Here is a 22,264-nt window from a genome sequence, read left to right on the forward strand (position 1 = left end):
AAAAACGACATGCTCCCGATGAAAGGATAACTGTAATTAGAATTTTTTAGTAATTGGGAATTTTCCGCTGTCTATATCACGCGCCACAGCGTCGAGAATTCCGTTGATGAAATTGCGTGAATTATCATCACCGAATTTTTTTGCAAGCTCGATCCCTTCGTTGATACCGACTTTAAGGGGAATATCCGCCTTGTAGAGCAGTTCATATACGGAGAGTCTGAGGATAGCGAGTTCCGCTTTGGCTATGCGCTCGATTTTCCAATGCTTCGAATATTTGGTGATGATTTCATCCAATTCTTCGAGTTTATTCCAAATGCTGAGCAGAAGTTCACGAGCATACAAAATGAGGTCTTCATCTGTTTCTCTGGCAACTGCCGGGCTTTGATTATATATGCGTTCACATGTCCATCCTCCGTGAGGGGGGACAAAACTTATGCCGTAAAGAACTTGGAAAGCTAATATACGGCCTTTTCTGCGTAAACCTTTTGTCTGGGACATCTGACTTTATAATCCTGTTGGTTCGGGCGCACTTGCGCCGTGTCTGTACGATACAATTAAATTGTTTTTAAAACAACACAACGGGCAATCGGTCTCCGATTTAAACCGGAGTCCGGCTGCCCATGTGGTAATTACTAAATAAATCAGCCTGATATAGGCTGAATCTGTTCAGAAAAAACTGCTTAGATCTGCTCAAGAACTCTGATAGTTTCAAGCATAGCAGAAGCAGCTTCAACACCTTTGTTTCCACCTTTAGAACCGGCGCGTTCAATGGCCTGTTCCAATGTATCACAGGTGAGGACTCCGAATCCGATCGGCAGATTATTATCAAGACTTACCTGAGCAATACCCTTTGCACATTCGTTTGAAACGAAGTCAAAGTGTGGTGTTGCTCCGCGGATTACTGCGCCGAGGGCGACAATTCCGTTGTACTTGTTTGTTTCTGCAACTTTCTTGGTAACAACCGGAAGCTCAAAAGCTCCTGGAACTTTAATCAAAGTGATATTTTCTTTGTCGCAACCGTGACGTACGAGGTAGTCAACAGCTCCGCCTATCAGTCTTTCAACGATAAAATCATTGAAACGTCCGGCAATCAAAGCAATCTTGAGATTCTTGGCGTCAAGCTGACCTTCGATAGTATTGATATGATGCATGTCTGTCTCCGTTATTTCTTTTTGTCTTCCAGATGATCCAGAAGGTGGCCCATCTTGTCTTTCTTGGTTTTAAGATAGTCGAAATTCACTTCACACGCATCCATTTCAATTGGAACGCGCTGAGTTACCTCAAGTCCGTATCCTTCAAGGCCTATGATTTTCTTGGGATTATTAGTCATAAGCATCATTTTAGAAATTCCGAGCTGTACCAGAATCTGTGCACCGGTTCCGTATTCACGGAGGTCGGCCTTGAATCCCAGTTTTTCGTTTGCTTCAACAGTGTCGCAACCCAGATCCTGAAGATGATAGGCTTTGATTTTGTTGCCGAGGCCGATTCCGCGACCTTCCTGTCTCATGTAGAGCAGGACTCCCTTGCCTTCGTTGCGGATCATGCACATTGCTGAAGCAAGCTGATCTCCGCAGTCACAACGCATTGATCCGAAGACATCACCAGTCAGACATTCGCTGTGAACTCTGACCAGAGTCGGTACTGTGGGATCAAGCTCGCCCATGACCAGAGCTATATGAGTACGATTGTCTTCGCTGGAATGGAAAGCTATCGCTTTGAAATCACCCCAACGAGTCGGCAGTTCCGCTTCCGCTTCACGTTTTACAGTGTGACTGCCGAATTTCATGCGGTACTTAATAAGGTCTTTGGTGCTGCAAATTTTAAGGCCGTGCTTTTCAGCATAAATTTCGAGGTCAGGCATTCTTGCCATTGTTCCGTCATCTTTCATGATTTCGCAGATGACGCCTGCAGGTTTTAGTCCTGACAGACGGGCAAGATCCACACTGCCTTCAGTCTGTCCTGCGCGGACCAGAACTCCGCCTTCTTTGGCGCGGAGAGGGAAGATGTGACCGGGGGAAACAATATCTTCAGCTTTAACATCGTCAGCAACAGCAGCCAGAATTGTTGTGGCTCTGTCTTGTGCGGAGATACCTGTTGTAACACCGTTACGGGCTTCGATGGAAACTGTGAAGTTTGTTCCGAACTGAGAGTCATTGTTCTGAGCCATTAAGGGAAGCTTAATCGCATCAATCATTTCGCCGGACATGGCCAGACATATAAGTCCTCTGCCGTGTGTAGCCATAAAATTGATCAGTTCAGGAGTAACTTTTTCAGCGGCGCAAACAAGATCACCTTCGTTTTCGCGGTCTTCATCATCCACCATGATGACCATGCGACCTGCGCGGAGATCTTCAATCGCTTCGTCAATAGTACATAAAGGCATTTTGATATCCTCATGCTCCGGCATCTCGGAGTGTTCATTATATTTTTCCGGTTCCATCTTTGCGAACAGGAGATGTCTTCTTACCTTAAAAAACAAAAAGGGTGAAATATGTTTTTCAAAGATTAAATTTAATATTATTTCAATTGGTTAACGTGTTTATTTGCAGGTTTGTTATAATTATCGTCACTTAATATTAAGTGACTGAGGATTATTCAGCCTTAAAACCCGTTTTTTCTAAGAAAATCCATTGTTAATTTGCTTTCAGCACTGTCTGATTTTGCTGACGCCGATTTCCCGGTCCATGGCCCAAGCATTCGTTGAACATATTTGCCGATAACATCTGTTTCCATGTTAACTCGGTAGCCTGGTTTCCAGTCTGAAATTGTGGTCTGATCCTGTGTTTCAGGAATGATGTTGACCTCTAGAAAATCTTCGCCGCAATCGTTAACTGTCAGGCTTATACCGTCGAGGCCTATGGAACCTTTAGGCACAACGAAAGGACCGTACTGGGCCGGAAATTTAATTCTATAAATTCTGGATTCCCCGGCAGGCCGTACTGATTCGACTGAAGCAATACAATCAACGTGTCCGCTGACTATATGTCCTCCAAGTCTGTCGCCCATAGCCAAGGCGCGCTCGTAGTTTATTTTAGATCCGGGTTTCAAGTTGCCTAGATTGGTGCAGTCCATGGTTTCTTTACTTGCGTAACATGAAAACCAGCTGTCACTGTAAGTTTCAACTGTGAGACAAACTCCATTTATAGCAATGGATTCACCTTTGGCGTAATCTTTAATATCAGGGGCGGTGACTGTAAAACGGGTTTCTTTTCCTCTGTTTTCAGCTTTTGCGATAGAGCCTTTACCCTGAATAATTCCGGTGAACATCTTTGGTCCTTTATCTGTCAGCGGGTTTGAAAACTATTTTTAAATCACAGCCGCTTTGGCTTACGCGGCTGACCCTGAAATTAAGGGCTTCTTCCATAAATTGTCTGTCTGATCCTGCAAAGTTTGGTCTGCCGTGAGTGTTCCCGAGAATGCGCGGAGCCTGATACATTACGAATTCATCGATCAAATCCTGCTCTGCCAGTGATAAGGCCAGCTTGCCGCCGCCTTCACAAAGTGTGCGGAGCACTCCGTATTTTTCGCGTAGAAATTTGAATCCGTTCTCAAATATAAGTCCTTTTTCATCGCAGGGAAGACCTATAATTTCAATACCTTTATTGACCAGCTCTTTTGCTGTTTCAGACGCAGCCTGCTCTATAGTTGTCCAGAAAATTGTTTCTTTAGCGCGTGTTGTGGTCAGTGTAAATGCTTCATGATTTTCAGGAAGTTTAGTTGTTACTATCACAGCTTTGGGTTGCGCAAACCCTTCCGGCTTAATTTCAAGGCGGCAGTTAAGTGATGGATTATCTTCACGCAAGGTGTTGCCGCCGATAATTACCGCTCCGACCATGGCGCGGAGCTTTTGAACATCTTCGAAAGAATCCGGGCAGGAGACTGCTTCCTGTCTGCCTGTTGTTCCGGCAATTTTACCGTCGATTGTCGAAGCTAGTTTTAGAATTGAATATGCACGCTCACCGGACTGCCAGAGCAGAAAATCGGAAATAAGGTCGAGGCATTGTTCTTCAAGCACGCCTGTTTCGACTTTAACTCCTTTTGATTCAAGGAATTCCAGGCCTCCGGCAGCCTTCGGATTAGGATCTCTTGTGCCGATAACAATGTGCGCAATTCCGGCTTCAATAATTCCTTCGGTGCATGGAGGCGTTTTACCGTAATGATTGCAGGGCTCAAGTGTTACAAACATGGTACATTTTGTCATGTCCACGTTTTTGGCTTTTGCATCGGCAATGCATTCCCGCTCTGCATGCAGGCCGCCGCAATAGTGATGCCATCCTTCAGCCACAACTTGTCCGTCGCGAACCATTACAGCTCCGACGGTAGGGTTGGGAGCTGTGCGGGCTCTTCCGCGCAAGGCTAATTTCACGGCTCGGGCCATGAACTGCTCAGAAGAATTAAATGTCGAACTGCAGAAGTTCAAACTTTACTCCGGCTTCTTTGAACATAGCTTCAGATAATTCGTCAGGGTAGCTTTCTGCATAATACACGGCTGTTACACCTGTATTGATGAGCATTTTGGTGCAGATAAGGCAGGGCTGAGTGGTACAGTAAATTTCGCAACCTTGAAGCTTTATACCGTGAACAGCGGCCTGAATGATGACATTTTGTTCAGCGTGCAAACCGCGGCAGAGTTCGTGGCGTTGTCCTGAAGGTATTCCGAGTGATTCACGAAGGCATCCAATGTCTGCGCAATGAGATATGTCAGAAGGTGAACCGTTATAGCCTGTGGCAAGGATTCTTTTATCCTTAACGGCAATAGCACCGACTTTGCGTCTTGTGCATGTGGCTCTTTCTGCAACTTGATGCGTTATGCGCATAAAATATTCAGGCCAAGGAAGTCTATTGTCCATGAGGATCACCCTGCTTTTGATGATGAGGCGGATTCGGAAAAATTTCCGAATCCGCCTTTATGTCAATGAATTTGATATATAAATTAAAATATCAGCTGATTAACAACTGATTTCAAGTTTTTGCTAATATGCGAATAATGGAAAGTCTTTAGCAAACTGCGCAATTTCTGTGCGAATTCCGGCAAGTTTGGTTTCATTGCTGATGGAACCGATACCTGCGGTAATCCATGATGCAACTTTTTCCATTTCTTTTTCTTTCATTCCTCTGGTTGTGAGTGCCGGAGTTCCGATACGGATTCCGGAAGTAACAAACGGAGAACGTGTTTCAAAAGGAATGGTGTTCTTGTTGACGGTGATTCCTGCTGCATCAAGAGCTATCTCGGCATCTTTGCCTGTGATGTCTTTATTGGTCAGGTCAACCATCATAAGGTGGTTGTCTGTTCCGCCGGATACAAGGTCGAAACCTGCATCCATAAGGTGTTTTGCTAATGCGGCTGCGTTAGCTACAACTTGTTTCTGGTATTCGATATATGAAGGGGTGAGAGCTTCGCCTAGAGCAACTGCTTTAGCTGCAATAACGTGCATCAGCGGTCCACCCTGAATTCCGGGGAAGATATTAGAGTTCAATGCTTTTGCATTTTCTTCGCTGGAAAGGATCATCCCACCGCGAGGACCGCGAAGGGTCTTGTGGGTAGTAGTAGTTGTGTAGTGTGCGTGCTGAATGCAGGAAGGGTGAACGCCGGCGGCGATAAGTCCTGCAATGTGCGCCATATCGACCATGAGGACTGCTCCTACTTCATCAGCAATCTGACGGAAGCGGGCGAAGTCTATGATACGAGGATATGCGCTTGCACCAGCTATGATCATCTTGGGCTTGCACTCTTTGGCAATCTTTAAGACGTTATCATAGTTGATAGTTTTGGTTTCAGGGTCCACTCCGTAGAAGTGAATATCAAAGAGTTTACCTGAAAAGTTGACCGGGCTTCCATGGGTAAGGTGACCACCATGAGAAAGATCCATACCGAGAACAGTATCGCCTGGTTTAAGAGCGGCGAAGTATACAGCCATATTGGCCTGTGAACCGGAATGAGGCTGAACGTTGACATATTCGCAGCCGAAGATTTCTTTAGCTCTGTCGCGGGCTAAATCTTCAACCTGATCAACGAATTCGCAACCGCCGTAATAACGTTTTCCTGGATAACCTTCAGCGTATTTATGAGTCATTACGCTGCCCATTGCCTGACGAACCGCAGTGGAAGTAAAGTTTTCCGAAGCGATAAGTTCAAGACCGGTCATCTGGCGAGTTACTTCGCGTGCGATGGTTGCGGCCACTGCCGGATCTTTCATCATTAATTCTTCCATGACAAGCTCCAAGAGTTTGACGGTCCCTTACAAAGAGGGGGCCAATTAATCTTCAAATTTTTTGAAGAGCATACAGGCGTTTGTTCCACCGAAACCGAATGAGTTGCTAAGGACGTAATTTGCCTGTTTTTTGCGCATTCCGTCTTTGCCGTAATCAAGGTCACACTCAGGGTCGGCTTCAAGCTGATTTGCTGTTCCGGGGATAATTCCGGTTGCAAGAGCTTTAATACTGAAAACAGCTTCCATGCCGCCGGCTCCTCCTAGGAGATGACCGGTCTGGGATTTGTTTGCGGTAATCGCGATATTGTATGCGTGATCTCCGAAAACTTTTTTAATAGCTTTAGTTTCGCAGAAGTCGTTCAGGTATGTGGAAGTTCCGTGTGCGTTAATGTGATCAACCTGTGAAGGGTCGATTCCAGCTTCACGGATAGCAGCTTCCATGGCCAGAGCCATACCGCTTCCATCTTCCGGTGGTGCTGTCATGTGGTAAGCATCGGATGAAGCTCCGAATCCTACGACTTCACCGAGAATTTCAGCTCCGCGTTCTCTTGCATGATCAAGTGATTCAAGAAGCAGTAATCCGCATCCTTCGCCCATTACAAAACCGTCGCGACCTTTATCGAACGGGCGTGAAGCACTTTCGGGGTCATCGTTACGGGTGGAAAGGGCTTTCATGGAAGTGAATCCTGCATAACCCAGCGGGGTGATGGTTGATTCAGTACCACCGCAGATCATAACGTCTGCACGGCCTAACATAATGTCAGTATATGCTGCGCCGATGGAATGTGTTCCTGATGCACATGCTGTACACATGCACATATTAGGTCCACGAGCTCCGGAAAAGATGGAAACCTGTCCGGCTGCCATATTTCCGATTATGATCGGGATAAAGAAAGGAGTGATTTTTTTAGGACCGCTTTTCTGCAGTTTAGCGTGCTGTGTTTCAATGGTTTGAAGACCACCGAGACCAACTCCGATAACAACTCCAGCGCGTTTGCAGTCCTCACCTTCAAGCTTAAGTTTGGCACTTTCAAGCAGCATTGCGTTGGCGGCAACAGCAAGCTGTGTAAATCTTTCCATACGTTTTGCCTGTTTGGCTGGTATGAAAGCTGTTGGGTCAAAATCTTTGACTTCGCCGGCAATCTGAGATGCGAATTCACTCGCATCAAAAGATGTGATCTTAGCGATGCCGGATTTACCAGCAAGGAGGTTGTTCCAGCTGGTATCTATGTCATTACCGATAGGGGTGATGGCGGAAAGGCCGGTTACTACTACCCTGTTCATGGTATGTTAGCCTGTAAGATGTGTTGGAGATTATTGTCGATGGGCAAATGAAAAAAGGAGCGTCTTACGCCCTTTAGGGGCCGAGTAAGACGCTCATTCAAAAGCCTTGCTTAGATCAAGTCCAGTCGACTATTTGCCTTCAACGAAGTTGATAGCGTCTTTGACTTTAAGGATCTTCTGAGCGTCTTCGTCTTCGATTTCGATATCGAACTCTTCTTCCATCGCCATGATGAGTTCTGTCAGATCAAGGGAGTCTGCTCCGAGATCTTCAACAAAGGAAGCGTCGTCTTTAATTTCGTCTGCGGATACGCCAAGCTGTTCTACGATAATTGCTTTTACTTTTTCAGCTGCGGACATGGTCCCCTCCAAATCATTAAGTTTGTTTTTTACATGTACATCCCGCCGTTAACGGCGAGAGTCTGTCCCGTAATATAACTGGAGTTTTCCGACGCAAGGAAGGAAACGGCATTAGCTATATCATCGGATGTTCCGAGTTTTTTAAGCGGTATATTTTCCAGCATATGCGCCACAACTTCTTCGTTCAGTTCTGCGGTCATGTCTGTTTTTATAAATCCCGGAGCTACGGCATTCACTGTGACATTACGCGGAGCAAGTTCAATGGCACTGGCTTTGGTCAGTCCTATAAGACCGGCCTTGGCAGCTACGTAGTTTGCCTGACCGACATTACCGGCCTGAGCTACTACTGAGGAAATATTAATAATTCTTCCATAGCGTTGTTTCATCATAATCTTTGCGGCTTCGCGCAGACAGGTGAACGCGCCTGTAAGGTTGATATCCAGAACCTTGTTCCAGTCATCATCTTTCATGCGGACAAGTAATCCGTCCCTGGTGATTCCGGCATTATTCACCAGAACATCAAGTTTTACCTTTCCCTTGATTTCATCTTTGAAAAAGGAGGTAACAGCTTCACGGTCAGAAGAATCCAGCTTGTAGGATTTTGCTTTACCGCCGGCAGCTTCAATTTCGGAGCAGACTCTGTCAGCTCCGTCAGGGCGGCTTACGTATGTAATTATTACTTCAAAGCCGTCTTTAGCCAGCTTTTTGGCACAAGCTTCTCCTATGCCTCTTGACCCACCCGTTACAAGGGCGGTGCTCGGCAGATCACTCATAGGTATTTCCTCTGTATTAATTGTCTAGTCCTGCGTCTCATAGCCTAAAGCGGCTTTGACTGCAAATTTTATATATTAACGTTCTGTGACACTCTGTTGAGGTCATGCAGAAGCTTTTTTCTCTATGAAATTTAAAACTGAATTAAAGTCGAACCCCATGTCAGTCCACCACCGAAAGTAGCTAACAGTACGAGATCTCCGTTTTTTATCACTCCGACTTCCTTTGCTTCTGCAAGGGCGATTGGAATTGATGCAGCTGAGGTGTTGCCGAATCTTTCGACATTGGAAAAAACTTTTTCGGATGGAATTTCAAGTTTTTTCCCCACAGCTTCAATGATGCGCATGTTTGCCTGATGAGGAATAAGTACATCCACATCTTCAGTTGTAAAACCATGCTTTGCTAATATCTCAAGCGAAATAGCAGACATTGATCTAACAGCTTTTCTGTAAATCGAGCGTCCCTGCATCTGGATAAAGTGATTTTCTCCGACAGTGTCACCAAGTTTGTAAGGGTAAGCAGATCCGCCGCCTCTTACATTCAGGGTTTCGCCTTCGCCTTCAGATGAAAGCAGCACGTCAATGACTTTTCCTGAATTCTGACAATTTTCAGCGGTGAGTATAACTGCTCCGGCTCCGTCTCCGAAAAGAACACAGGTGGAACGGTCTTCCCAGTTGACCCGGCTGGTCAAAATTTCACATCCGCAGACAAGAATTTTTGAATCAGGATGCAAACAGATAAGCGCTCTGGCTACTTCTAAAGCATATACAAATCCGGAACAGGCTGCGGAAATATCCATCGGAATTCTGTTTGAGAGTCCCAGTTTTTCCATCAGCAGGCAAGCTGCCGACGGGATTACTGTGTCCGCGGTGAAAGTCGCAACTAAAATGTGCGTAAGTTCATCCGCTTCCATTCCGGAATCTTTGAGAGCTTTCTGAGTCGCTTCAAAAGTCAGGTCAAGACATGTTTCATTTTCAACAACGTGACGCTGCTTAATTCCGGTACGGGAGACTATCCATTCATCTGTAGTGTCAACAAATTTTTCAAGATCGGCATTAGTGTAAACTCTTTCAGGGACGTGATAACCCAGCCCTCTGATGTAGGAGAAATTACTCATTATTACAGTTCCTGTTTTTGACTGGGAGGGAGGCAGTTCTCCTGCTTAAAAAAGCCTTCCTGAAAAAAATATCTGTATACATCCAGGCATTAAAATAAGTTTGTCCGGCTGTATTACAGTGTGCTCTCAGTTATTTCACTGTGCGCTGCTAAACCTTCTTTCAAATGAGCGACAGCATCATTTTTTACAAATCGCGCGGCCATTTCGATGGCGCGTTCGATTGCAAGGCTGTCAGCTTTACCGTGGCAGACAAGGACAATCCCTTTAAGGCCGAGCAGGGGTGCTCCTCCGTATTCAGATTTGTCTACCAGTCTACCGAATCTTTTAAAAGCTTTCATTGCCAGCATTGCGCCGATTTTTGAAACAATATCGCGTTTAAGTTCTCCCTTAAGGAGATTTCCAAGGCTGTTAGCAAGTCCTTCGGAAAGCTTAAGCGCAACATTGCCAACAAAACCATCGCACACAGCAACGTCAACATCTCCGGTAAAAATATCTCTGCCTTCAATATTGCCGACAAAATTCAGTGAAGAACTTTTGAGCATATTGTAGGTAGTCTTTACCAGAGAATTTCCTTTACCTTCTTCTTCGCCGATGGTCAGAATTCCTATGCGGGGATTCTTAAAGCCAAGGACATCACGGGCAAATACATCTGCCATAATCCCGTATTGGAAAAGGTGTTCCGGTTTGGAATCAACGTTGGCTCCAACGTCAATAAGTACCATAGGTTTCTTTTCGGTGGGGAGGATTCCGGCCATTCCGGGCCTTAACACACCGTTAATTCTTCCTATGATAAACATGCCGGCCGCTACAGTTGCTCCTGAATTACCTGCGCTGACCACTCCGTCAGCAAGGCCGTCCTTAACAAGTCTGCATGCAACCTGAATTGACGAGTCTTTTTTTTTGCGCATGGCATCGGCAGGCTTGTCTTCCATTGTGACAACCTGTGATGCATGGACAACGTCAATAGTACATGATCCGGTATCAAGCTTTTCAAGCTCGGACCGGATCATGTACTCATCTCCAACCAAAGTTATCGGAGTCCCTTTCTTTGCGGCACTGACCGCAGCAGAAACAATTCCCGTAAGGCCGTGATCGCCACCCATGGCGTCAACTGCAATGCGGGGAGTTTTGTTAGGCATCTTCAGATGTGATTACCTGACGACCTTTGTAGGAACCGCATGCAGAGCAAGCTCTGTGTGCAATGATAGGTTCACCGCATTCACAAACATGAACGTTAGGTGTGTCTACGTGGTCGTGAGACCTGCGCATATTTCTACGGGACTTGGAAGTTTTCTTTTTAGGCTGTGCCATGACTGTCTCCTGAGAGTGATTTTGACCCGGTTCATTCGAACCGGAATTTAGTTCTTTATCTTAAGATTGCGGAAAACCGCAAGCCTTGGATCGCCCTCTTCCTTTTTACAGGTGCATTCGCCTTTGTTTAAATCAGCTCCGCATTTGTAGCAAAGTCCTTTGCAACGGTTGCTGCATAAGGGCTTTGCCGGTAGAGCCATGACGAAATGCTCCCAGAGGAGAGCACCGATTTCTATTTTTAAGCCTTCTTTAGTTTTAACAACCGGAGACGGTTCTGTGTCTTCTGCTGTTGCAACCTGCTCAAATTCTTCGAACTCGGTTGAAATATTCTGCTTGTAGTCTGCCGTACATCTGTCGCAAATAATTGTTATTGCACCGGATGTTTTGCCACGGACAAGACATCCGTTATCCTGCGGAAGTATAAATACTTCCGAAATAAGAGGGGACGCTGGGCGAGCGTCAATATTAAAGTTTTTCCATGCTTCAGTCCAGAAGGTCTGATCATCAAAAACTAAATCTTTGCCCTCTTCGGGGATGTCGTTTAATGTAATCCAAAGTTCTGACATATTTTTCCTCGCGGAAGGGTTTCCTATATGAGTTTTTTTTCTAATGTCAAGGAAAAAGAGCTTGCAATTTTCTGAGCCAACGTTTAAATGATACCTCTTTTGCGTGTCAGGAGCAATCCTTCTCGCTTAGGATTCCGGGTTACATGCAAATATGAAAAGGTAAGATCAATAAGGAGGTTCATCATGTCCCAAGTATGCGATATATGTGGTAAAAGGCCCCAAGTAGGCAACAACGTATCCCACGCTAACAACAAGTCCAAAAGACGTTTTATGCCTAATCTTCAGAGTGTTCGCACTCAGCTCCCTAGCGGTGAAGTTAAAAGCATTAAAGCTTGTACCCGCTGCATTCGTTCCGGTTCGGTTGTAAAACCAACCCCGAATAAAAAAGCTGAATAGTTTAGCGAAGCAGATGTATTATTTCTGCACGGTGTCCGTGTGAAAAGCCCCGTTCATTTTGTTCGGGGCTTTTTTTGTCGGGTGAAAATTTATTTTATGACCCAGTTTAAAGCTTCGTTCAGTTTTTCCGGATCATAAATTTTTTTATTTTTTTCCTATTCAAAAATATTAAAATTAAGTCATGAAGCATTAAGTTGCATTTCAGGACAGTGGAGCAGATCTGAAATGACTGGTTAGTTTCATAAATTTTCAGGAATAGTTAAATATTAATTCAGCTGCAATAAGGCTTGTGCTGATCAGTTATACGGTTTGTATGCCTATCTAACACTAATTGAGCAGGAAGCGGTCACGGGTTGTTTCCGCCCTAAAATCAGAGATACAGAAACAACCTTCAGAGTGCTTGGAAGCACTCAGTTAGCAGAGACCTCCTGCAACTCCGTCTGATCTGGGATCGCACCCCGCGCAAAGGGTTCCGGTTTCTTCCTCTCTGCTTATGATCTGCCCACGTCCGAAGAGCACCCGCTCATATCCTGATTTCATTTCAACTTGATGACCCATTTCTGAAAGTTGTTTGATAGTTTCGTCAGATATGCCTTCTTCTAAGCATACCTTTCCTCCGGCATCGCCAGATTCAATACAGAAACGTAAACGATTAAGTGCTTCCTGCGGATCGGCTCCATCGTCAAGCATGGCTGAAATTACCTGCATATGGCCTTGCGGCTGCATAAACCCTCCCATTACGCCGAAAACAGAGTGGAGTGATCCGTTTTTGCGCAGACAAATCCCCGGAATAATGGTGTGATATGTCCTTTTACCGGGCGCAAGTACGTTTGGATGGTTCGGGTCCAGTGAAAAATTGTGCCCACGGTTTTGTAATGGAAAACCCAGATCTTCTGGCACAATTCCAGTTCCGAAATTCATATAGATTGAGTTGACTACAGAACATCCGTTACCGTCCTTATCAATTACGTTGAAATAAACGGTGTCTGAGCTGTTTAACGGTACACCGTGCTCAGCATCTTGATTAGCCTTTTCGGGATTGATTTCATGCGCTCTTTTGGTTCCGTATTCTTTAGACAGCAGTGTGGTAAGTGGTGTTTTGTACACATGGGGGTCGGCAATGTGTAATCTTGCATCTGCGAAGCCGAGCCGCATTGCTTCTATCTGATAGTGCAATCTTTCAGCAGAACAAGGGTTTCCTTTGTCTGCGAGGTTGATATTTTCAAGGGTGTTCAAAGCAAGCAGTGCCGCAAGTCCCTGCCCGTTTGGCGGGCATTCGTGAACTTCATAGCCTCTGTATTCGGTCTTAATTGATTCACCCCATAAGCTTTCGTGAGCACTCATGTCCTCAGCAGAGAGCATCCCGCCATTTTCGCGGACCGCTTTAACAATCTTTTTTGCTATTTTTCCAGTGTAAAACATTTTTTTAGCTTCTTGCGGAGTGTGCAATGAAAGTTGTCGGAGAACTTCGCCAAGAGCATGGTTATGCATTATTTCTCCGGCTCTCGGAGCTTTACCGTTCAGCAGTAGATTTATTCCGCCCGGACTTGCCATTAAAATCTCTTCTTCCCCTGTTTTCCAAAGGCTGGCCGTTACGGGACTTACGGGGAATCCTTCTTTTGCATATCTTGTTGCCGGAGCGAATATTTTTGAGAGCGTCAGCGTGCCATACCTGTCTATCAAATCGCACCACATTCCAAATGCTCCTGGAACATTCACAGTCAGTGCATGACGCTCAGGAAGTGAACCGTGTATGCCCATGTCTTGGATCTTTTTCAGAGTCATTTCACGAGCTGATTTGCCTGAGCCGTTTAGGGATGAAATTTTATTGTCTGCCGCGTTGTAGAAGAGTGCAAAGCCGTCTCCGCCTAATCCCGTGCTGCATGGTTCTATTACTGCGAGAGCTGCAGCTACGGCTATGGATGCATCTGCAGCGTTTCCTCCGGAGCGGAGCATTTCAAGACCTGCTTCGGTGGCTAGCGGCAGGCTGGAGGCAACCATCCCTTTGGTGGCATATACAGGCGATCTTCTGGAATTGAAGATGAATTCCGGCTGAGAGTGTTTAGATATTTCAAAGGGGATCATATGCGTTCCTCCGATTAATTATTAGCAAACTTTACAGTATCCTATTGAAAATTAATCAGATGATGCAAGCATTGTTTTTGGGTGGCAGATGAAATTGCGTATAGGCAAAAAAAAGCTCCGCACTTTTAAAAGTGCGGAGCTTTTTGAGTAAACATCAACTTGGAGAGATATCTAAGCGAGGGTCACAGCTCTTCTCATTCTTGCAAGAGTCTCATCTTTGCCCATAACGAGCATCAGGTCATAAAGTCCGCCGGGGCTTTGTACTTTTCCGCAAAGGGCTAAACGTACAGGCTGACCGATTACTTTGAATTTGAGTTCCTTTTCAGCAAGATATCCTGTGTGGACCGCTTCAAGAGAGTCATGAGTGAACTCAGAGTCTGCTTCAATTCTGACTGTCAGTTCTTTCAGGTGATCTAAAGCTTCAGTAGTAAATACCTTTGCAACAGAGCTTTCATCGTATTCCAGATTGTCCGCGCTTACTAAGAAGAAATCACACATATCTGCCATTTCTTTATAGTTTGTTGCGCGTGGCTGGAGCAATGGAATAATTTTTTCAAGATATTCGTCCGAAGCTTCAACCCCTTCCGGAAGGAATGAACGCATTCCGGGAATAAGTTCAGCCGGAGCTTTTGCTTTGATATATTCGCAGTTAACCCAGTCCAGTTTTTTTGTATCAAAAACTGAAGGTGAGTTGCCGAGATGTTCAGTATCGAAAAACTCGATTAACTCTTCTTTTGAGAAAATTTCCTGATCACCGTGGGACCAGCCTAGGCGGACCAGATAGTTTACAACGGCTTCCGGCAGGTATCCCATTTTTTCATATTCCATGACAGAAAGTGCGCCGTGTCTTTTGGAAAGCTTTTTCTTGTCAGGTCCCAGAATCATAGGGACGTGGCCGAAGCGGGGGATGTCCCAGCCGAGGGCTTTGTATATCTGAATCTGGCGCGGGGTATTGTTAACATGGTCGTCACCGCGCAGAACTTCAGTAACGCCCATGGTGTGGTCATCAACAACAACCGCAAGGTTGTATGTAGGAGTTCCGTCAGAACGACGAAGGACCATGTCATCCATTTCTGCATTTTCTACAACGATAGGTCCTTTGATCATGTCGTTAAAGGAAGTGCGTCCATCGATAGGTGCTTTAAATCTGACAACACGGTTTTCGCCGGGGCCGATGTTTTTTTCACGGCATGAACCGTCATATTTAGGCTTGCGTTTTTCAAGCATAGCCTTTTCGCGCATGGCATCAACCTGTTCGGTGGTACAGTCGCACCAGTATGCGTGTCCGGTTTCAAGAAGTCGGTCGATGTAAGTGTTGTAAATGTCGAAGCGTTTGCTTTGGTACATCAGCTCGCCGTCCCAATCAATTCCGAGCCATTTCATTGAATCAAGGATAGCGTCGGTGTATTCCTGAGTGGATCTTTGCTGATCGGTATCTTCAATACGCAGCACAAATTTACCGTTATTGCGACGGGCCAGAAGCCATGAAAAAAGTGCGGTTCGTGCTCCGCCGATATGTAAATGCCCGGTAGGGCTAGGTGCAAAACGTGTTACTGTATTACTCATCGGGATGTCTCCTGACATTTGGTGTGAAAAAAGGCTTATAATTGAAAAATCCGCCTCGTAGGGCGGTCTGTTCTTTTTTATATTAAATTGACCGGGATAAAAACAGTCCCGGTCATAAAGCTAATCAACAGATTCTACACCTTTTAATTCTGGAATTTCTTTAAGCAAGGTGCGCTCTACAACACTTCTTAGGGTCTTTTGAGACATAGGGCATCCTTTACATGCGCCCTGAAGACGGACCATTGCAAAGCCTTCATCTGTTACCTCAACGAGTTCAACGTCGCCACCGTCAGCTTTCAAAAAAGGTCTGACTTTTTCAAGTGCAGCTTCGACTTTATCGTACATGGTAAATCCTCCGGTTTGGTATGCATGGTCAAATAATGCCTTTAATGAACCTTGTCAACGCAGGGAGAATTTATGTCCGTTATGCCGCCATAGTAGTCAGAATTGCGAAAGCATCATCCAGAGTGGATGTCAGATCGCTACTTAGTTCTAAAAGTTTTTCCGGTGTCAGGCCGTTTTCTTCCCATCTTTGGTTGTTAATGTCCTGTATAAAAAAGTCTCCGCTGCCGCCTATGCCGAGTGTTTTAGCAATAATATTGGCGAAGTAGACATATAGAGCTTCAGGTGATTTAACCGCTTTTTCCGGATTATGATGGTACAGAACAGATGTGACAAGTGAGAAAGGCAGGTTCCATTTGCGCAGCAGCACCCCGCCCAGCTCAGCATGGTCGAATCCGGCCACAATCCTTTCGGACTTAAACATCAGGTCTTTTTTGTTTCTTGATATGGCGGTTGCGGCAATTGCCCGTTCCGGCATAGTCATCATGAATACGGGCCTGCCTATATCGTGCAGAAGACCTGCAACAAAACACCGTTCAGGGGTACCTTTTTTAAACATTTTAGATAGCTGGCTGGCTATAATTCCGCAGGCGAAACTGTGTCTCCAAAAGAGTTCAAGATCAAGTATATCAGCAGGGATGTCCTTGAACATATCCATGACGGATGTGCCGAGCGCAAGTGTTGAAAGCTGTTTTGTGCCGATAACGGCAACTGCTCGTGAAATAGTGTCTATTTTGGATGGAAAGTTGTAAAATGCGCTGTTGACCATACGTAAAAGAAAAGCCGTCAAAGCGGTGTCCCGTGATATGACTCTTGCAAGATCCGTTGCAGAACTGGCCGGATCGTTAATAACCCGCCTCATTTCAAGAAAGACTTGCGGAAGAGACGGAAGTTTTATTTCAGAACTTATAAGGGATATAGGGTCAATCGGTTCAAAGCAATCTGTCGGCATTGGTAAGGGGGCAGCTTCTCTATAAAGTTCAGGGTGTTCAACTAGGTCGCGCGCAACGTGTGCAACCCCGAGATCAAAGAGAGTGCCTAGTACCGGCTTGCTTCTGTCGGCATGAGCAAAGCGGTTTTCCATCAGGGCTGTAGCAGTCTGAAGTGTCTGTTCAGGGATATTGATCTCTCGGGTCATGCTGTCCAACCTTGCTTGGTGTTATGTCTTAAATTTAATGTTACATTAAAATAAGTAGTTAGCAAAGAGGTGATTGCAGTTTAAGATCAGCAAATAAAAGAACCCGGGGAAAGGTTTCCCCGGGTTCAGATTTTCGATATATTAGAGTGGATATCTATTTAAGCCAAGAGTCGACTTGTTCTTTGTTTTCTTTGATAAAACGCTTAGCGTTTTCGTAAGGATCTGCGCCTTCTTCCTGATTCCAAGCCATTACTTTTTGAAGCTGGTTGGCATCTTTCCATGCAAATTTATCAAGGAAAGCATATACTTCAGGCTTATCTTCTTTCAGCCCTTTACGGACTATGGTGTTAATAGTTTCTTCCCCGCCGAGAGATCCTTTAGGATCTTTCAGATATTTCATATCCCAGCGACCGAAAAGCCAATGAGGAGACCATGCGGTAACAACTATCCATTCTTTGCGTTTAATTGCGTTGCTAAGACTTGCTGTCATGGTTGCGCCCGAGCCTCCCATGAGCTCAAAGTCTTTTAAGTCATAATCCTTCATAGCCTTTTCAGAAAGGGTCATAAGGCCGGAACCGAGATCAATACCGATGATCTTGTTATTAAATTTGTCTGCGTGTTTATTGAGGTCGGCAATTGAGTCGACTGTTACGTAACTTGGAACAGCCCATCCGAGTTTTGCGCCGGAGACAATAGGACCGAGGTTGACGACATCTTTTTCTACTTTTTTAAGATAATCTGCGTGTGTAATCGGTAACCATGCAGTTGCCATTGCATCAACGTCTCCTGTCGCTACAGCCTGCCACATAATTGCAGCCGCGACAGGAAGGATTTCAACGTCATATCCCATGCGTTCATGCAGGACGGCTTTGATTACATTTGTGGTGGCCGTTGCGCAGTCCCATTCAACATAAGCCAGTTTGACTTTTTTATCGCCGGCAAAAGCTGTTGCGCTTAGTGAAGCGATAAGAAGGGCTGCCATAAGCAGTACCAGAATCTTTTTCATACGTGTCTCCATTTTGTAAGTGTTTGTGGAAGATATTATTTTTTTGAACCGATTTTCTGGAGTACGCGGTCCATAATAATGGCCACGATAACAATGCCGATACCTGCTTCAAACCCTTTACCCATCTGGAGTCGCTGAATAGCCTTCCAGACTTCTCCTCCAAGCCCTTTGGCACCGATCATGGCGGCAATTACGACCATGGACAGCGAGAGCATGACGGTCTGATTTACTCCGGCCATAATGGTAGGAGTTGCAAGCGGCAGTTCAAGTTTGATGAGTCTCTGCCAACGTGTGGAACCGAATGCTTCTGAGCATTCAATAAGCTCTTTCGGAACCTGCTGAATGCCGAGGCAGGTGAACCGGATTGCCGGAGGCATTGCAAAAATAACAGTTGAGAATATTGCAGCAACTTTACCCAGTCCGAAGAAAGGGATTGCAGGAATGAGGTATACGAAAGCAGGCATGGTCTGCATTACGTCAAGCACAGGCATTACAGTCTTGTTTACGTATTTGTTCATGGCGGCCAGAATTCCGGTGGGTATTCCGATCATAAGAGCCATAAGGGTTGAGACAATAACAAGTGCTATAGTGCTGAGAGTTGCCTCCCATAATCCCATGTTCAGAATCAGCAGCAGCCCTGCAATTGAAAAAATGCCGATTCGTTTACTTTTGGTCAGTCTCCATGTGATGAGTCCTACTATGAGTATAAATACCAAAGGAGGAAGAGACAGCATGGCTGTTTGAACAAATCTTAAACCGGTATCAAGGACATCGGAAAAGGCTCTGGTTGCAAACGATAAGTGATCGACTAAAAAATCGATACCGATTTCTATTGTGTGTCCTACTGGAATGCGTGGTATGACCATTTTAGTTACCCCCTCTTTCTGCTAAGGCGGCGATAAGCGATCCTCGTACAATCACGCCTTTAAGTCTGTTGTCGTCATCAACAACTGCAAGCGGATGTCCGAGGTCCTGCATTATGATAAATAAATCTTGAGCCGGTGTTGACAGGTGCGTTGTTGTGCAGGACGTGCAGATGATGCTTGCTAAATCGCGACTCTCCTGTTCGACAAGACGCGCGCAATCCTGTGCATTGACTACTCCCATGAGCCTGCGATCTTCATTGAGTATGAAAAGACTGGATATGCTGTTCTTACGCATTTTCCTAAGGCATGACCGCGGTCCGTCAGCTTTGATGTAGCCGACAGCTTCACTCCGCTTCATTACAGATTCAGCCGTAAGTACTTTAGTAATATCTACATCTTCGACAAAACGTCTGACGTAATCATTGGCGGGATTGGTAAGAATGTCTTCCGGTGTGCCTACCTGTACTATTTCTCCATCCTTCATAAGCACGATGCGATCGCCGAGTTTTAAAGCTTCATCAAGGTCGTGACTGATGAAAAGGATGGTTTTTTTCATGCGATCCTGAAGATTGATAAGTTCATCCTGCATGTCACGGCGGATGAGCGGGTCAAGTGCACTGAAAGCTTCATCCATGAGAAGAACATCCGGGTCTAAGGCTAAAGCGCGGGCTAATCCTACACGCTGCTGCATTCCGCCTGAGAGTTGACTCGGCAGTGAGTCTTCCCATCCTTTAAGGCCGACAAGTTCAAGGGCTTCGTATGCTTTTTTGCTGCGATCTTCCGGATCCATCCCTTGAATCTCAAGCCCGTATTCTGTGTTTTGAAGTACTGTGCGGTGAGGGAACAGTGCGAAGTTCTGAAAAACCATGCCCAGCTTTTGAAGTCTTACTTTACGAAGTTCATTTTTATCCAGAGTGGTTATGTCTATTCCATCGATATAAATATGACCTTTGGTCGGTTCGATAAGTCTGTTTATACATCTGACGAGAGTTGATTTGCCGCTGCCCGACAAACCCATTACCACCACGATCTCTCCCTCTTCGACTGAAAAGGAGGCGTTGTTAACGCCGATACCGTGCTTGGTCTTCTTCATAATTTCACTTTTAGATACTCCGTCATTAAGCATCGGAATGACTTTTCCCGGCTGCGGGCCAAAGATTTTGTAAAGGTTTTCTACTCGTATTTTTTCCATGGGTTCTCCAGTTAAAATGACAAAAATGCCGTTTTCGTGAAAGCGGACAAAAAAGTTTTTGCAGATCTTGAATTAAGAGCTGCTTTTAATATACTTTATAAGTTTTTAATGTAACTTTTAATGCAGTAATAAAAAACAACATAACATATCGTTGTTGTAATGTTGATTCATTGTTATTACTTGGTGAAACTACTGTCTTTATGTCTGTTTTATTGTAAATGCAAAATGTGATTTGTTTTCATAAAGTTAGCGTGTTTTAGAATAAAAGTTTAAAGGTAGTTGTTGTCGATGAACAAGTCTTTAATTCTGTTCAGAGTAGATAAATAAGAACATATTGTCAAATGTGATAATATTTGTTAAAAATTATCGTTATTTTTTTGTGTTGAATTGATTAAGATTAGGAAAAATTATTAATGCATTAAAGCCTATGAACGTAGTCATGGCGGGAGGTAAGAAGAATTTACTCAAATTATGAAAATCATCATGTTACTTTAAATTAGAGTACTCAAAAAACGGCCTGAAAAATGAGTTCTGAGTCCTTTTCAGGTATTTGATTTGAAAAAATCAGGACAGCTCTGTGAGAGCGGCCCTGATTTAAGATGAATCAAGCGGTTAAATTTGGAAGTAAGACAAGCTTAGAACAGATTAGGATTATCGTCTGGTGAGACCGTACTTTTTAAGTTTGTATTGCAGAGTGCGCCTGCTGATCCCAAGTGCGTCGGCAGTTCTTTCACGATGATTCTGGTTGGATTCGAGTGCGTCTATTAAAGCATGCCGCTCAGCATCATCAAGTGATGTCGATGTTATTTTGCGCGGCAAAGAAGTTTCATCTGATTTGTGGGCAGAGTCGGCTGGATCTGACTTGGTGGCCGTATACGTTTGTGAACTCAGTACCTGCGGAGGCAGGAGTTCTGTTCCGAGCACTTCTGACCTGCTCAGGATTATAGCTCTTTCAAGCACGTTTTCGAGTTCGCGCACGTTTCCGGGCCAGCTGTAACGGCTTAGTGCATCGAGAAAAGATGGGCGTACTGAACGAACTTTCTTATTATTTTTCTGCCCCAGTTTTTCCAGCAGATGGGCTACCAGAGCGGGAATATCATCGGGTCTTTCTCTAAGTGGCGGAATACGTATTTCAAGTACACTTAATCTGTAAAAAAGATCCTCTCTGAAGGTTCCTTTTTCAACTTCGGCTTTAAGGTCACGGTTGGTAGCTGCAATGATACGGACGTCAGTTTCGACAGGGGCGACACTGCCGAGCGGTTCAACAATTTTTTCCTGAATCGCTCTTAAAATTTTAGCTTGAAGAACCTGTTCCATTTCTCCGATTTCATCTAGGAACAGGGTTCCTCCTGATGCCAGTTGAAATCTGCCGGGTTTGTTGGTTGTAGCTCCGGTGAAGGCTCCTTTTACATATCCGAACAGTTCGCTTTCAAGAAGATCGGCAGGAAGGGCGGCGCAGTTTACTTTTATGAGCGGTTTATCTGCTCTATGGCTTGCGCGGTGAAGTCCTTCGGCTACAAGTTCTTTACCTGTACCAGATTCACCGAGCACAAGAATGGTTGCTTCGGAAGGGCCGGCCTGTTCTATGAGTTCTTTGACGTTTCTCATCACCTGACTGTTTCCGATCATACGTTCGGTAACTTTAACGGCAGATCTTAAACGTTCATTTTCATCCACAAGTCTGGAATAGTTGAGAGCTTTTGCCATGACGGCTTTAAGCTCTTCGTTGTCAGCCGGTTTGGTAAGGTAGTCGAATGCGCCGTGTTTCATAGCCACAACAGCAGAACCTACGTTGCCATAGGCCGTGAGCATAATTATCGGAAGGCCCGGAACTCTTGCATGTATTTCGGTGAGCAGAGTCATGCCGTCCATACCGTTCATCCGCATATCAATCAAGGCGGTATTGAGCGTAAGAGACGGAAGCATTTCAAGAGCCTGTTCGCCTGAAACCGCTTCGTGCACAGTCCAGCCGTCATCCTCAAGCACCGCCCGTATCAGCAGTCTGAGCGATGGTTCATCGTCTACAATAAGTACATTTTTAGTTGTCGTGGTCAT

The 22,264-nt window shown here is 45.1% G+C and carries 23 protein-coding genes; 1 reads left to right on the plus strand and 22 read right to left on the minus strand.

The genetic code is table 11. From position 1 onward, the window contains the following. Positions 1–36: 36 nt before the first annotated feature. From nusB to B9N78_RS05255, 14 genes are all read right to left on the minus strand, one after another. On the minus strand, positions 37–498 hold the full coding sequence (nusB, locus tag B9N78_RS05190) for a transcription antitermination factor NusB (protein ID WP_085099436.1): 462 nt from the start codon (positions 496–498) through the stop codon (positions 37–39). Positions 499–680: 182 nt separating this feature from the next. Further along, complete coding sequence (ribH, locus tag B9N78_RS05195; protein WP_085099439.1) at positions 681–1,151, minus strand: 6,7-dimethyl-8-ribityllumazine synthase; 471 nt, start codon at positions 1,149–1,151, stop codon at positions 681–683. Between the two features lie 11 nt (positions 1,152–1,162). After that, positions 1,163–2,383 (minus strand): bifunctional 3,4-dihydroxy-2-butanone-4-phosphate synthase/GTP cyclohydrolase II, encoded by a 1,221-nt coding sequence (locus B9N78_RS05200; protein ID WP_085101236.1) that lies wholly within the window; start codon positions 2,381–2,383, stop codon positions 1,163–1,165. Between the two features lie 218 nt (positions 2,384–2,601). Further along, positions 2,602–3,267, minus strand: a complete 666-nt coding sequence (locus tag B9N78_RS05205) for a riboflavin synthase (RefSeq protein WP_085099442.1) — start codon at positions 3,265–3,267, stop codon at positions 2,602–2,604. Between the two features lie 10 nt (positions 3,268–3,277). After that, positions 3,278–4,420, minus strand: a complete 1,143-nt coding sequence (gene ribD / locus B9N78_RS05210) for a bifunctional diaminohydroxyphosphoribosylaminopyrimidine deaminase/5-amino-6-(5-phosphoribosylamino)uracil reductase RibD (protein ID WP_245805473.1) — start codon at positions 4,418–4,420, stop codon at positions 3,278–3,280. After that, positions 4,395–4,850 (minus strand): deoxycytidylate deaminase, encoded by a 456-nt coding sequence (locus tag B9N78_RS05215; protein ID WP_085099445.1) that lies wholly within the window; start codon positions 4,848–4,850, stop codon positions 4,395–4,397. The genes ribD and B9N78_RS05215 overlap by 26 nt, the downstream gene beginning before the upstream one ends. Positions 4,851–4,973: 123 nt before the next feature. Then, on the minus strand, positions 4,974–6,212 hold the full coding sequence (gene glyA, locus B9N78_RS05220) for a serine hydroxymethyltransferase (protein WP_085099448.1): 1,239 nt from the start codon (positions 6,210–6,212) through the stop codon (positions 4,974–4,976). A 45-nt stretch (positions 6,213–6,257) separates the two neighbouring features. Then, a complete protein-coding gene (gene fabF, locus B9N78_RS05225) occupies positions 6,258–7,496 on the minus strand; it encodes a beta-ketoacyl-ACP synthase II (RefSeq protein WP_085099451.1) in 1,239 nt (412 codons plus the stop codon). A 129-nt stretch (positions 7,497–7,625) separates the two neighbouring features. Next, positions 7,626–7,853 (minus strand): acyl carrier protein, encoded by a 228-nt coding sequence (gene acpP, locus B9N78_RS05230; protein WP_085099453.1) that lies wholly within the window; start codon positions 7,851–7,853, stop codon positions 7,626–7,628. Between the two features lie 29 nt (positions 7,854–7,882). Continuing rightward, positions 7,883–8,626, minus strand: coding sequence for a 3-oxoacyl-[acyl-carrier-protein] reductase (gene fabG / locus B9N78_RS05235; protein WP_085099456.1), 744 nt, complete (start codon positions 8,624–8,626; stop codon positions 7,883–7,885). A 131-nt stretch (positions 8,627–8,757) separates the two neighbouring features. Next, a complete protein-coding gene (locus B9N78_RS05240) occupies positions 8,758–9,741 on the minus strand; it encodes a beta-ketoacyl-ACP synthase III (protein ID WP_085099459.1) in 984 nt (327 codons plus the stop codon). Positions 9,742–9,854: 113 nt separating this feature from the next. After that, a complete protein-coding gene (plsX, locus tag B9N78_RS05245) occupies positions 9,855–10,880 on the minus strand; it encodes a phosphate acyltransferase PlsX (protein WP_085099463.1) in 1,026 nt (341 codons plus the stop codon). Further along, positions 10,873–11,052: a 50S ribosomal protein L32 gene (gene rpmF / locus B9N78_RS05250; protein ID WP_085099466.1), complete on the minus strand. Its 180-nt coding sequence runs from the start codon at positions 11,050–11,052 to the stop codon at positions 10,873–10,875. The genes plsX and rpmF overlap by 8 nt, the downstream gene beginning before the upstream one ends. A 47-nt stretch (positions 11,053–11,099) precedes the next feature. Continuing rightward, complete coding sequence (locus tag B9N78_RS05255; RefSeq protein ID WP_085099469.1) at positions 11,100–11,618, minus strand: YceD family protein; 519 nt, start codon at positions 11,616–11,618, stop codon at positions 11,100–11,102. Positions 11,619–11,801: 183 nt separating this feature from the next. Between B9N78_RS05255 and rpmB the strand changes: the two genes are divergently transcribed. Next, complete coding sequence (gene rpmB, locus B9N78_RS05260) at positions 11,802–12,014, plus strand: 50S ribosomal protein L28 (RefSeq protein WP_085099472.1); 213 nt, start codon at positions 11,802–11,804, stop codon at positions 12,012–12,014. A 414-nt stretch (positions 12,015–12,428) separates the two neighbouring features. Here rpmB and B9N78_RS05265 read toward each other — a convergent pair whose 3' ends face one another. The 8 genes from B9N78_RS05265 to B9N78_RS05300 form a co-directional block, all read right to left on the minus strand. Next, positions 12,429–14,099 (minus strand): gamma-glutamyltransferase family protein, encoded by a 1,671-nt coding sequence (locus tag B9N78_RS05265; RefSeq protein WP_085099475.1) that lies wholly within the window; start codon positions 14,097–14,099, stop codon positions 12,429–12,431. A gap of 171 nt (positions 14,100–14,270) precedes the next feature. Further along, positions 14,271–15,665, minus strand: coding sequence for a glutamate--tRNA ligase (gene gltX, locus B9N78_RS05270; protein WP_085099478.1), 1,395 nt, complete (start codon positions 15,663–15,665; stop codon positions 14,271–14,273). 120 nt (positions 15,666–15,785) lie between these two features. Beyond that, complete coding sequence (locus B9N78_RS05275; protein ID WP_085099481.1) at positions 15,786–16,010, minus strand: NifU family protein; 225 nt, start codon at positions 16,008–16,010, stop codon at positions 15,786–15,788. A gap of 79 nt (positions 16,011–16,089) precedes the next feature. After that, entirely contained in the window at positions 16,090–17,145 is a 1,056-nt protein-coding gene (locus tag B9N78_RS05280; protein WP_085099484.1) for an HDOD domain-containing protein, read from the minus strand. Between the two features lie 154 nt (positions 17,146–17,299). Next, a complete protein-coding gene (locus B9N78_RS05285) occupies positions 17,300–18,151 on the minus strand; it encodes a glycine betaine ABC transporter substrate-binding protein (protein ID WP_085099487.1) in 852 nt (283 codons plus the stop codon). A 35-nt stretch (positions 18,152–18,186) separates the two neighbouring features. Beyond that, the gene (locus B9N78_RS05290) at positions 18,187–19,017 is read right to left on the minus strand and encodes an ABC transporter permease (protein WP_085099488.1); all 831 of its coding nucleotides are present in this window, start codon (positions 19,015–19,017) and stop codon (positions 18,187–18,189) included. 1 nt (position 19,018) lies between these two features. Beyond that, positions 19,019–20,209, minus strand: coding sequence for a quaternary amine ABC transporter ATP-binding protein (locus B9N78_RS05295; protein ID WP_085099491.1), 1,191 nt, complete (start codon positions 20,207–20,209; stop codon positions 19,019–19,021). A 651-nt stretch (positions 20,210–20,860) separates the two neighbouring features. Continuing rightward, positions 20,861–22,264, minus strand: coding sequence for a sigma-54-dependent transcriptional regulator (locus B9N78_RS05300; protein ID WP_085099494.1), 1,404 nt, complete (start codon positions 22,262–22,264; stop codon positions 20,861–20,863).

Origin of the sequence: Desulfovibrio gilichinskyi, from assembly GCF_900177375.1 — a bacterium.
GTDB classification, from domain to species: Bacteria; Desulfobacterota; Desulfovibrionia; order Desulfovibrionales; family Desulfovibrionaceae; genus Maridesulfovibrio; species Maridesulfovibrio gilichinskyi.

Bases quoted from the DNA above. Each gene is read 5' to 3' on its own strand.
- nusB (WP_085099436.1), bottom strand. From the start codon at position 498: ATGTCCCAGACAAAAGGTTTACGCAGAAAAGGCCGTATATTAGCTTTC.
- ribH (WP_085099439.1), bottom strand. From the start codon at position 1,151: ATGCATCATATCAATACTATCGAAGGTCAGCTTGACGCCAAGAATCTC.
- B9N78_RS05200 (WP_085101236.1), bottom strand. From the start codon at position 2,383: ATGCCTTTATGTACTATTGACGAAGCGATTGAAGATCTCCGCGCAGGT.
- B9N78_RS05205 (WP_085099442.1), bottom strand. From the start codon at position 3,267: ATGTTCACCGGAATTATTCAGGGTAAAGGCTCTATCGCAAAAGCTGAA.
- B9N78_RS05215 (WP_085099445.1), bottom strand. From the start codon at position 4,850: ATGGACAATAGACTTCCTTGGCCTGAATATTTTATGCGCATAACGCAT.
- glyA (WP_085099448.1), bottom strand. From the start codon at position 6,212: ATGGAAGAATTAATGATGAAAGATCCGGCAGTGGCCGCAACCATCGCA.
- fabF (WP_085099451.1), bottom strand. From the start codon at position 7,496: ATGAACAGGGTAGTAGTAACCGGCCTTTCCGCCATCACCCCTATCGGT.
- acpP (WP_085099453.1), bottom strand. From the start codon at position 7,853: ATGTCCGCAGCTGAAAAAGTAAAAGCAATTATCGTAGAACAGCTTGGC.
- fabG (WP_085099456.1), bottom strand. From the start codon at position 8,626: ATGAGTGATCTGCCGAGCACCGCCCTTGTAACGGGTGGGTCAAGAGGC.
- B9N78_RS05240 (WP_085099459.1), bottom strand. From the start codon at position 9,741: ATGAGTAATTTCTCCTACATCAGAGGGCTGGGTTATCACGTCCCTGAA.
- plsX (WP_085099463.1), bottom strand. From the start codon at position 10,880: ATGCCTAACAAAACTCCCCGCATTGCAGTTGACGCCATGGGTGGCGAT.
- rpmF (WP_085099466.1), bottom strand. From the start codon at position 11,052: ATGGCACAGCCTAAAAAGAAAACTTCCAAGTCCCGTAGAAATATGCGC.
- B9N78_RS05255 (WP_085099469.1), bottom strand. From the start codon at position 11,618: ATGTCAGAACTTTGGATTACATTAAACGACATCCCCGAAGAGGGCAAA.
- rpmB (WP_085099472.1), top strand. From the start codon at position 11,802: ATGTCCCAAGTATGCGATATATGTGGTAAAAGGCCCCAAGTAGGCAAC.
- B9N78_RS05265 (WP_085099475.1), bottom strand. From the start codon at position 14,099: ATGATCCCCTTTGAAATATCTAAACACTCTCAGCCGGAATTCATCTTC.
- gltX (WP_085099478.1), bottom strand. From the start codon at position 15,665: ATGAGTAATACAGTAACACGTTTTGCACCTAGCCCTACCGGGCATTTA.
- B9N78_RS05275 (WP_085099481.1), bottom strand. From the start codon at position 16,010: ATGTACGATAAAGTCGAAGCTGCACTTGAAAAAGTCAGACCTTTTTTG.
- B9N78_RS05280 (WP_085099484.1), bottom strand. From the start codon at position 17,145: ATGACCCGAGAGATCAATATCCCTGAACAGACACTTCAGACTGCTACA.
- B9N78_RS05285 (WP_085099487.1), bottom strand. From the start codon at position 18,151: ATGAAAAAGATTCTGGTACTGCTTATGGCAGCCCTTCTTATCGCTTCA.
- B9N78_RS05290 (WP_085099488.1), bottom strand. From the start codon at position 19,017: ATGGTCATACCACGCATTCCAGTAGGACACACAATAGAAATCGGTATC.
- B9N78_RS05295 (WP_085099491.1), bottom strand. From the start codon at position 20,209: ATGGAAAAAATACGAGTAGAAAACCTTTACAAAATCTTTGGCCCGCAG.
- B9N78_RS05300 (WP_085099494.1), bottom strand. From the start codon at position 22,264: ATGACCACGACAACTAAAAATGTACTTATTGTAGACGATGAACCATCG.